Origin of the sequence: Amycolatopsis sp. NPDC021455, from assembly GCF_040640995.1 — a bacterium.
GTDB lineage: Bacteria > Actinomycetota > Actinomycetes > Mycobacteriales > Pseudonocardiaceae > Amycolatopsis.
Window position 1 is genome coordinate 160811 of the sequence record NZ_JBFACT010000014.1, and the last position, 10098, is coordinate 170908.

A 10098-nucleotide genomic window follows, 5' to 3' on the forward strand; every position below is an offset into this window, starting at 1 on the left:
CGGAGCGCGCCCCAGCCGGCGCGCTCCGGTGGGCTCCGACGAGAACGGAACAACCCGTGGCGGAATCCGCCTCCGGAAACGGTGACAGCCGCCGGTCGAAGCGGCGCAGGCGCAGCCGTCGCGCCAACCCCGACGGCACGATGACGCTCATCGAGCACATCTACGAGTTCCGCCGCCGCCTGGGCTTCGCGCTGCTCGCGGTCGTGATCGGCGGCATCCTCGGGTTCTTCTGGTTCAGCACGAAGGTGGGCGTGATCCCGTCGCTCGGCGAGATCATCAAGGACCCCTACTGCGCCATCCCGCCGGAGCGGCGGCTCAACGGCGCCCAGGGCTGCCAGCTGCTGCAGACCGTGCCGTTCGAAGCGTTCATGATCCAGCTGAAGGTCGGCCTCGCCGCCGGCGCGGTGCTGTTCTCGCCGGTGTGGCTGTACCAGATCTGGGCCTTCATCGCCCCCGGCCTGTACTCCAAGGAACGCAAGTACGCGCTGACGTTCGTCGGGTTCGCGTCGGTGCTGTTCGCCGGCGGCGCCGTCCTGGCCTACATCCTGTTCCCGCACGCGCTGCAGCTGCTCATGGGGTTCGGCCAGGGCGAGTTCATCACCGCGCTGACGGCGGACAAGTACATCTCCTTCATGCTGTCGCTGCTGATCATCTTCGGGATCAGCTTCGAACTGCCGCTGCTGGTGGTGATGCTCAACCGGGTCGGCGTCGTGAAGTACCGGCAGCTGAAGAAGTGGCGTCGCGGCATCGTGTTCGCCCTGTTCGTCTTCGCCGCCTTCGCGACCCCGGGTTCCGACCCGTTCTCGATGCTCGGCCTGGCCGGCGCGCTGACGGTGCTGTTCGAGATCGCCGTCCAGATCGCGCGGATCCACGACCGCAAGAAGGACCGCGAGCGCCAGGACGAGGGCTGGGACCAGCTCGCCGACGACGAGGCCGCGCCGTTCGACTACACGCCCAGCACGATCGACGACGAGCCGTCCACCCCGACCGCGTCCGGCGGCCGCTCGAGCACCGACGACGTCACCTAGTGGGGATCCACGCCGCGCTCGCCGTCCACCCGGCGTCGGGGCACGGCGCGGCCGCCCGGATCGCCGACACCGTCGCCGAGCGGCTGCGCGCCGCCGTGGACCGCCTCGACGTCCTGGTCGCCCACTCCGTCGAGGAGTCCCGCGCGCTGATGCGGACCTCCCACCACGCCGGCCTCGACGTCCTGATCGTGCTCGGCGGCGACGGCGCCGCCCACCAGGGCGTCCAGTTCTGCGCGAACCACGACGTCGCGCTCGGCCTCGTCCCGGCGGGCACCGGCAACGACTTCGCCCGCGCCCTCGGCGTCCCCGGCGAGCCGCTGCCCGCCGTCGACGCACTGGTGGCCGCCCTGCGCTCGGGCGCCCGGCGGCGGATCGACCTCGGCCGCGCCGCCGACACCTGGTTCGCCACGGTACTGTGCGCGGGCTTCGACGCGAGCGTCAACGAACGCGCCAACCGGATGCGCTGGCCGTCCGGGCCACGCCGCTACGACCTGGCGATCCTCGCCGAACTGGTGGCGCTCCGCCCCCGCCCGGTCGTCATCGACACCGGCACCGAACGCCTCGAGCTCGACGCCACCCTCGTCGCGATCGGCAACACCCCCTTCTACGGCGGCGGCGTCCCGATCTGCCCCACGGCCGACCCCGAGGACGGCGTCTTCGACGTCACCGTCATCGGCCACGCCACCCGCCGCGCCCTCATCCGCCTGCTCCCCGGCCTCCGCACCGGCAAACACCTCACCCACCCGGCGGTCCGCACCCTCCGCGCCCGCGAGGTGACCCTCTCCGGCAACTCCTGGCCCGCCTACGCCGACGGCGAGCCGCAGGGAAGCGTCCCGGTGACGGTCAGCTGCGTCCCCAACGCCCTGACGGTCCTGGCCTAACGCTCGTACCCGCCCGCCCGCGCCACCAGCTGGCGGAAATGCGCCGGCGTCAGCAGCCGTCCCGCATCGGCGAAGTACACACCGCCGCAGCGATGGCAGAACCAGCCCTGCTCCCACACCTGCCGCGCCGCCGGCACCCCACGCCGCTGCCGCCGATCCGCCCGCACCCGCCGCACGTACAACCAGACCAGCACCCCGGCCGCGACGTACACGCACAACGCGGGCAACGAGACAACCGCGACGCCGACCACCTTCGACCCCGCGCCCCCAGGCGGAGGATCGTCGAACGCCGCCAACGGCAACAGCAGAAAACAACTCCCGACCAGCACCAGCACGACCACCGCCACCAACAGGCCACCACGGCGGCGCGGGGGAGGGAAGGGATCCAGCGCCCGCGCGACCGCGGACACCGACACCCCGCTCACCTGGCCACTCGTGGACACCACCACACCCTCACCGGCCGGCACGACCACCGACGCGCCCTGACCCCGGTAAAACGAGTGACCACCCTGATACACCGCAGGCACCCGCTGCACCCGATCCAGCAGCCCACAACCCGGACACGGCTCCGTCATGCCGCATCCGACGCACCCCACCACAACCCGGTTCCGGGAACAGCAAAGTGTATAATGACCTATACGCCGGGCCAATTTTCTTGATCAACAAGTTGCCGGGTCGCGGCTGAAAAGAAGCACGGACCGGGCGAGCCACGCCGTCGGTCACGCGGCGTGCGGACTGCCGGGGGGATGTGAAACCCTGACGAGGTGGCCAGTAGCCCTTCTCCCTCCCCGGCCGAGGCCTATGCGGCCTCCACGCGCCGCGGGAAGTACCCCCAGCTGACCCGCTTCGCCGCGGAGGCGTCCTTCGAGTTCGACGAGTTCCAGATCCGCGGGTGCGAGGCGCTCGAGGGCGGTCACGGCGTGCTCGTCTGCGCGCCCACCGGGGCGGGTAAGACCGTGGTGGGCGAGTTCGCCGTGCACCTTGCGCTGGCCGAGGGCCGCAAGTGCTTCTACACGACGCCGATCAAGGCGTTGTCGAACCAGAAGTACGCCGACCTGGTCGCCCGGTACGGCACCGACGCCGTCGGCCTGCTGACGGGGGACACCTCGATCAACGGGAACGCCCAGGTGGTCGTGATGACCACCGAGGTGCTGCGCAACATGCTCTACGCCGGTTCCTCCACCATCACCGATCTCGGGTACGTGGTCATGGACGAGGTGCACTACCTCGCCGACCGGTTCCGGGGGGCGGTCTGGGAGGAGGTGATCCTGCACCTGCCCGAGCACGTCCGCGTGGTGGGGTTGTCGGCCACGGTCAGCAACGCCGAGGAGTTCGGCGAGTGGCTGGTCGAGGTGCGCGGGGACACGACCGTGGTCGTCGACGAGCACCGGCCGGTGCCGTTGTGGCAGCACATGCTCGTCGGGAACCGCCTGCTGGACCTGTTCGCCGGCGAGGACGTCCACACGCCGGGCACCGAGCTGCGGATCAACCCGACCTTGCTGCGCCGTACCGAGGAGATCGGCCGCCAGTACGCGCCCGCGGGTTTCCGCGGCCCGCGTGGGCGGCGGGGGGTGCCGGCGCGGATGCCGCGGTTCCGGCCGCCGTCGCGGGTGGACGTGGTCGAGCAGCTGGACCGGGCGGGGTTGCTGCCGGCGATCGTGTTCATCTTTTCGCGGGCCGGGTGCGATGCGGCGGTGGCGCAGTGCGTGCGGTCGGGGTTGCGGCTGAACGGGCCGGGTGAGGTCGAGGAGATCCGCCGGGTGATCGAGGAGCGCACGGCCGACCTGCCCGAGGGTGACCTCGGCGTGCTGGGTTACTGGGAGTGGCGGGAGGCTTTGGAGCGCGGGATCGCCGGGCACCACGCCGGGTTGCTGCCGGCGTTCAAGGAGACGGTCGAGGAGCTGTTCGTCCGGGGGCTGGTGAAGGTCGTGTTCGCGACCGAGACGCTGGCGCTGGGGATCAACATGCCGGCTCGGACGGTCGTGCTGGAACGGCTGGTGAAGTACAACGGCGAGGCGCACGTGGACCTGACGCCGGGGGAGTACACGCAGCTGACCGGGCGGGCCGGGCGGCGGGGGATCGACGTCGAGGGGCACGCCGTCGTGGCGTGGCAGCCGGGGGTGGATCCGAAGCAGGTGGCGGGGCTGGCGTCGACGCGGACGTATCCGCTGCGGTCGTCGTTCCGGCCGGGGTACAACATGGCGGTGAACCTGGTCGCGCAGGTCGGCGCGGCGGAGGCGCGTGAGCTGCTGGAGCAGTCGTTCGCGCAGTTCCAGGCGGACCGGTCGGTGGTCGGTACGGCGCGCCGGATCGAGCGGAACAAGGAGGCCCTGAAGGGCTATGCGGCCGCGGTGACCGGGGATTTCGACGAGATGCTGGAGTACGTCGAGCTGCGGGCGAAGATTTCGGCGCGGGAGAAGGCGTTGTCGCGGCAGAACACCGCGGTGCGGCGGGCGGGGACGGCGGAGTCGCTGGAGAAGCTGCGGAAGGGCGATGTGATCGCGGTGCCGGCGGGGCGGCGGGCGGGGCTCGCGGTGGTCGTCGACCCGGGGCTGGATCCGATCCGGGAGCCGCGGCCGGTGGTGGTGACGGAGGATCGCTGGTCGGGGCCGTTGTCGGTGGCGGACTTCCCGGCGCCGGTGGAGGCGCTGGGCCGGATCAAGCTGCCGAAGCACGTGGAGCTGCGGTCGCCGAAGACGCGTCGGGACATCGCTTCGACGTTGCGGAATGCCGGGATTTCGTTGCCGGGCAAGCAGAAGCGGCGGTCCGGGGCGAACGAGGACGGTGAGCTGGCGGCGTTGCGGCGGGCGTTGCGGGCGCATCCGTGTCACGGGCTGGCCGAGCGGGAGGCGAACCTGCGGTGGGTCGAGCGGTATCAGCGGCTGGCGGCGGAGACGCAGCAGCTGGAGCGGAAGGTGGCCGCGACGACGCACTCGCTGGCGCGGGCGTTCGACCGGATCCTGGCTCTTTTGGGTGAGCGCGGATATCTGGCAGCGGCGCGAAGCGCCTCCGTTGAGGGTGGTGGCGGGGGCATGGATGGATCGGGGCCGGAGTCGGCCGGGGATGGTGAGGATCGGGTCACCGAGCACGGGAGGCGGCTGACGCGGCTGTACAGCGAGTCGGATCTGCTGGCGGCGGAGTGCATCCGGCACGGGGTGTGGCGGAAGCTGAATCCGGCGGAGCTGGCCGCGGTGGTGTCGACGCTGGTGTTCGAGGCGCGCCGGGACACCGCGGGTGAGCCGCGGTTGCCGGGTGGTGCGGTGCCGGAGGCGTGGCAGGAGACGGCGCGGTTGTGGGTGGAGCTGACCGAGGACGAGCGGCGGCACCGGCTGGACCGGACGCGGGAGCCCGATGCCGGGTTCGCGTGGCCGGTTTATCGGTGGGCCCGGGGTGAATCCTTGGAGAAGGTGCTCACGGCGGCCGAGGCGAACGGTCAGGAGCTGTCGGCGGGTGACTTCGTGCGGTGGTCACGGCAGGTGATCGACCTGCTCGACCAGATCCGGGACGTGCTCGGGAAGGGTGATCCGGTCGGGGCGGCGGCCGCGGACGCGGTGAAGGCGCTGCGCCGGGGTGTCGTGGCCGCTGGAGCGGCGTGAACTTCGTGTAAGCCCTGCTCCGGACGGCGGACGGGGTGAGCGTGGACACGTGTGCTCGGGTCCGACCTGTGGTTGGATCGCCCTCGACACCGTGCGTATGCGGCACGACGGCGGTTTCGGGGTGGACAGCGACATGATCGAAGCAGGCGGAGGCAGACGATGAGCACGCCGTATGGCGGCAACGACCCACAGCAGCCCCAGTACGGGCAGCAGCCGGGCGGCGCGTACCCGCCGAGCGGCCAGCAGGAACAGCCCCAGTGGGGTCAGCAGCCGCCTTCCTACGACCCGAACCAGCAGCAGTGGGGCCAGCCGCAGCAGCCCCAGCAGCCGCAGCAATGGGGTCAGCAGCCGGGTGGGTACAGCCCGCCGCAGCAGCCGCAGTGGGGCCAGCAGCCCCCGCCGTACGGTCAGCAGCAGCCGGGGTATCCGCAGAGCGGGCCGCAGGCGCAGCCGCAGTACGGTCAGCCGGCCGGCGGGCAGTATCCGCAGAGTGGTCCCCAGGCGCAGCCGCAGTACGGGCAGCCGCAGCAGGGTCAGTACGACTACGGCCAGCAGCAGTTCCCGGGGCAGGGCGCGCCGGAGGGGGAGCAGCCGGCGAAGTCGAAGAAGGGCCTGTTGATCGGGGTCCTCGCGCTGGTCGTGGTGCTCGCGGTGGTCGGGGTGCTGGGTTTCGTGGCGCCCGGGTTCTTCAAGACGCAGGTGTTCAACAACACGCAGATGCAGACTGACGTCCAGAAGCTGCTCACCGAGACCTACAAGATCGACGGTGTCACCGCCGTCACGTGCCCGGCCGAGCAGAAGGTCGAGGACGGGGCGAAGTTCGAGTGCACCGCGACGATCGCCGGCAAGCAGCAGCAGGTGCCGATCACGGTGAAGGGCGACGGCGGCAACTACGAGGTTTCCCCGCCCGCTTCCAAGTGACGTGACTCCAGGTCCGGCCGCCGGGAATTCCGGTGGCCGGACCTCGTCGTCTCCGGAGATGATCCGGGGATGAGCGACTTCGAGATCCGGACGCTGGCCACCGACGAGCACCGCGCCGCGAGTGACTTGTTCCGCGGCACCGTGCACTTTCCGCCCGCCGACGACACCGAGTGGGAGCGCTCGGCCCGGGCGTACCAGCCGGGTGGGGCGATCGGGGCGTTCGATCCCGAGTTCGTCGGCACGGCGCGGTTCTTCGACGCGGAGCTGACCGTTCCCGGTGGGGCGCGGCTGCCGATGGCGGGTGTGACCAGTGTCGGCGTTCGTGCCGACCGGACCCGGCGTGGGATCTTGCGGGCGTTGATGACGGCGCAGCTGGAGGACTTCGCCGCTCGTGGGGTGGTGTTCGCGAACCTGCTCGCTTCCGAAGCCGGCATCTACGGCCGGTTCGGTTATGGCTTGGCGACGCGGTGCCGCACGTACGCCGTCGACCGGTATCGGGCGCGGTTGCGCCCGGACGTGCCGGCGGGCGGTGAGATCGAGCTGCTGGAGATCGACCGGGCTTTCGAGGTCTGCCCGGGTGTCTACGACCGTCTGCGGCATCGGCCAGGGGGCATGACCCGTCCGGAGGTGCTGTGGCGGCTGTACGAGACCCAGGCGCGCCGCCGGACGCAGCCGATGAAGACGGTGGTGCACCACGGTCCGGACGGGCCCGACGGGTTTGTCCGGTACTTCGTCGAAGGCGGGCACGGTCAGTCGAAGCTGGAGGTGACGGACCTGTTCGCCGGTTCCCCGGCGGCGTTCGCCGGGTTGTGGCGGTTCCTGCTGGGTGTCGATCTGGTGGACCGGGTCGTGGCGGAGGAACGCGCGCTCGACGAGCCGATCGAGCTGCTCCTCGCCGACCACCGCCACGCCTCCGTCGAGCGGGTCGCCGACGAGCATTGGATCCGGCTCGTCGACGTCCCGAAGGCGCTGGCCGCCCGCTCGTACGGGCACGCCGACGCGGTTGTCCTGGAGGTGGCCGACCCGTTGCTGCCCGGCAACAGCGGTGCCTACCGGGTCACGTCGGATGGTGCCGAGCGGACTGACGAGCCTGCCGCGTTGCGCCTCGACGTCACCACGCTCGCCATGGCCTACTTCGGTACCTGGCGGGTTTCGGCGCTGGCCGACGCGGGCCGGATCGAGGTGCATGACCCGGCCGCTCCGGCGGCCGCGGACGTGCTGTTCGGCACCCGTGTCGCGTCCTGGAGCGGTACTTACTTCTAAAACCGGGTGCCCGTTCCGGTGGCGGGCGGCAAGATCGGGGGGATGAGCGCCTTGGACGTCCGCCCGATCACCGAAGACGAGCGCCGCGGCACGCTGGACGTGCTGCGCCGGTCGCTGCACGCCCCGCGGATCAGCGACGACGCCTGGTCCCGGACTGGGGAGGCGTGGCCCGCCACGCACAAGTTCGGCGCGTTCGACGGCCGCACTCCGATCGGGGTCGTCAGCTCGTTCGACACCGAGATCGCCGTGCCCGGTGGGCAGGCCGTGCCGGTCGCGGCGGTGGACGGCGTCGGTGTGCGGGCCGACCGGACCCGGCGCGGGGTGCTCAGCGCGATGATGGCCACCCAGCTGGGGGACTTCGCCGTGCGCGGGGTGCCGTTGGCCGTGCTGCACGCCAGTGAACCGACGATCTACGGCCGGTTCGGGTACGGCTCGGCCGCGCTCGGCAAGACCCTGCGGGTGGCGCGGCCGGCGGCGCGCTTGCACGAGCGCGTCCCGGCCGTCGGTGAGGTCCGGATGCTCACGTCCGAGGAGGCGGTGAAGGAGCTTCCCGCGCTGTATGAGCGTGTCGGGTTGCACCGGCCGGGCATGATCGGGCGTCCGGACCTGTGGTGGCCGGTCGGGCATGCGCACTACGCGGGCCCGGACGCCTCCCATCTCGTTGCCGTCCACAGTGGACCCGATGGTGACGACGGTTTCGTCGTGTACGACACGATCAGCCGCCGGTCGCTCGACTCCCCGGACGAAGGTGCCGTGCTGAAGGTCCACGACCTGCACGGCGCAGGCCCGGCCGCGCTGGCCGGGCTCTGGCGGTTCCTGCTTTCGGTCGACCTGGTCTCCGGCGTGCACGCGCGGCACCGGCCGGTCGACGAGCCCCTCGCGGTGATGCTGACCGACCACCGGCACGCCGCCACCCTCGCCGTCGAGGACGACCTGTGGCTGCGTCCGGTCGACGTCGAGGCCGCGCTCGGCGCCCGCACCTACCGCGCGGCCGGGGCCGTGGTGCTCGCGGTGGCCGACCGGACGCTGCCGGCCAACACCGGGCACTACGAGGTCGGCCCGGACGGCGTCCGGCGCACCGACGCGGCCGCGGGCCTGGCCCTCGACGTGGACACCCTCGGCATGCTCTACCTCGGGCAGTGGAGCGTCACCGCGCTGGCGCACGCCGGCCGGATCGAAGTCCGTGACGAGGCGGCCGTGGCCCGGGCGGACGAGCTGTTCACCACGGTCACCGCGCCGTGGTGCGGCACGCACTTCTAGGTGCCGGTTGTCTTGAACGACTCGTTCCTGTCGTCGGATGACAGGAACGAGTCGTTCAAGACGCCGGACGAGCTGCCGGGACTCAGCCGGCGCCGGGCAGGGCCTTCAGCAGGCGCTCGATCGAGTTGCCGAGGTTCCACCGCTCGGCCAGTTCGGCGACCCGCTCCGGGTCGGCCGGGGTGGCCGGCACGGTGTCGGGGCGGGACTGTTCCACCGGGGCGTCGACGGCGACCTTGACCACGGTCGGGGCGACGGCGAGGTAGTCGGCGGCTTCCGACAGCCGCAGCCGGGTCTTCAGCGGCACCCGCGAGTCCCCGGCCGAGGAGGCTTCCAGCAGGCCCTCGAGCGACCCGAACTGCGTGATCAGCTTCGCCGCGGTCTTCTCGCCGATCCCGGCGACGCCGGGCAGCCCGTCGGAGGGGTCGCCGCGCAGGGCCGCCATGTCCGCGTAGGCCGGTCCGGCGGTCTCGCGGGGGAGGGCGTAGCGCTCGGCGATCTCGGCCGGGCCCAGCACCTCGGCCTTGGCCCAGCCTTTGCCGACGTAGATCACCGACGCCGGCGACGGCTCGGTGCGCACCAGCTGGAACAGGTCCCGGTCACCGGTGATCACCTCGACCGGGTCGGTCTTCTCGCGGTGCGTCAGCGCGCCGATGACGTCGTCGGCCTCGTAGCCGGCCGCTTCCGCGGTGGCGAACCCGAACGCCTCCAGCACGTCGAGGATGATCGGCACCTGCGGGGTGAGGGTGTCGGGGACCTCTTCGACGTCCGGGCCGCTGCTCGTCTCCTCGGCCACCCGGTGCGCCTTGTAGCTCGGCAGCAGGTCGGTGCGGAACTTCGGCCGCCAGTCCGCGTCCAGGCAGCACACGAGCCGGGCCGGGCGCCGGTCGGTGAGGATGCGGGCGATCGTGTCGGCGAACCCGCGCACGGCGTTCACCTGTGTCCCGTCCGCGGCGCGCATCGAGTCGGGCAGGGCGAAGAACGAACGGAAGTACAGGCTCGCGGAGTCGAGCAGGGCAAGGGATCCGGTCACCCGCACAGCCTGCCACGCCCACCGACGCCCGTGGGGGCGCGACGCACCGCCGGGGGCGGCCGGCCGGTGTCGCGAATGAGTCATTCGGGACTTGCGAGGTCCCCGATGACTCATTCGCG

Annotated in this window: 8 protein-coding genes; 6 read left to right on the plus strand and 2 right to left on the minus strand. The window is 71.6% G+C overall.

Annotated features, from left to right (window positions below; translation table 11 throughout):
* Positions 1–56: 56 nt before the first annotated feature.
* Both tatC and AB0G28_RS19565 read left to right on the plus strand, forming a co-directional pair.
* Positions 57–1028, plus strand: coding sequence for a twin-arginine translocase subunit TatC (gene tatC, locus AB0G28_RS19560; protein ID WP_361090308.1), 972 nt, complete (start codon positions 57–59; stop codon positions 1026–1028).
* Entirely contained in the window at positions 1028–1909 is an 882-nt protein-coding gene (locus AB0G28_RS19565) for a YegS/Rv2252/BmrU family lipid kinase (RefSeq protein ID WP_361090311.1), read from the plus strand. Before tatC ends, AB0G28_RS19565 begins: the two co-directional genes overlap by 1 nt.
* Here the strand turns inward: AB0G28_RS19565 and AB0G28_RS19570 are convergent.
* Entirely contained in the window at positions 1906–2352 is a 447-nt protein-coding gene (locus tag AB0G28_RS19570; RefSeq protein ID WP_361090314.1) for a hypothetical protein, read from the minus strand. The genes AB0G28_RS19565 and AB0G28_RS19570 overlap by 4 nt on opposite strands.
* 321 nt (positions 2353–2673) lie before the next feature.
* Here AB0G28_RS19570 and AB0G28_RS19575 point away from each other — a divergent pair, with 321 nt between their 5' ends.
* From AB0G28_RS19575 to AB0G28_RS19590, 4 genes are all read left to right on the plus strand, one after another.
* Positions 2674–5505, plus strand: a complete 2832-nt coding sequence (locus AB0G28_RS19575; protein WP_361090317.1) for a DEAD/DEAH box helicase — start codon at positions 2674–2676, stop codon at positions 5503–5505.
* Positions 5506–5664: 159 nt separating this feature from the next.
* Positions 5665–6426 carry a DUF4333 domain-containing protein gene (locus AB0G28_RS19580; RefSeq protein WP_361090320.1) on the plus strand — a complete coding sequence of 254 codons (762 nt, stop codon included), beginning with the start codon at positions 5665–5667 and terminating at the stop codon, positions 6424–6426.
* 69 nt (positions 6427–6495) lie between these two features.
* The gene (locus AB0G28_RS19585; RefSeq protein ID WP_361090323.1) at positions 6496–7689 is read left to right on the plus strand and encodes a GNAT family N-acetyltransferase; all 1194 of its coding nucleotides are present in this window, start codon (positions 6496–6498) and stop codon (positions 7687–7689) included.
* 42 nt (positions 7690–7731) lie between these two features.
* Positions 7732–8949 (plus strand): GNAT family N-acetyltransferase, encoded by a 1218-nt coding sequence (locus tag AB0G28_RS19590; protein WP_361090326.1) that lies wholly within the window; start codon positions 7732–7734, stop codon positions 8947–8949.
* A gap of 82 nt (positions 8950–9031) precedes the next feature.
* Here AB0G28_RS19590 and AB0G28_RS19595 read toward each other — a convergent pair whose 3' ends face one another.
* A complete protein-coding gene (locus tag AB0G28_RS19595) occupies positions 9032–9979 on the minus strand; it encodes a 5'-3' exonuclease (protein ID WP_361090329.1) in 948 nt (315 codons plus the stop codon).
* Positions 9980–10098: the final 119 nt, after the last annotated feature.

Coding starts and splice junctions, on each gene's coding strand:
- AB0G28_RS19590 (WP_361090326.1), top strand. CDS start 7,732: ATGAGCGCCTTGGACGTCCGCCCGATCACCGAAGACGAGCGCCGCGGC.
- AB0G28_RS19580 (WP_361090320.1), top strand. CDS start 5,665: ATGAGCACGCCGTATGGCGGCAACGACCCACAGCAGCCCCAGTACGGG.
- AB0G28_RS19585 (WP_361090323.1), top strand. CDS start 6,496: ATGAGCGACTTCGAGATCCGGACGCTGGCCACCGACGAGCACCGCGCC.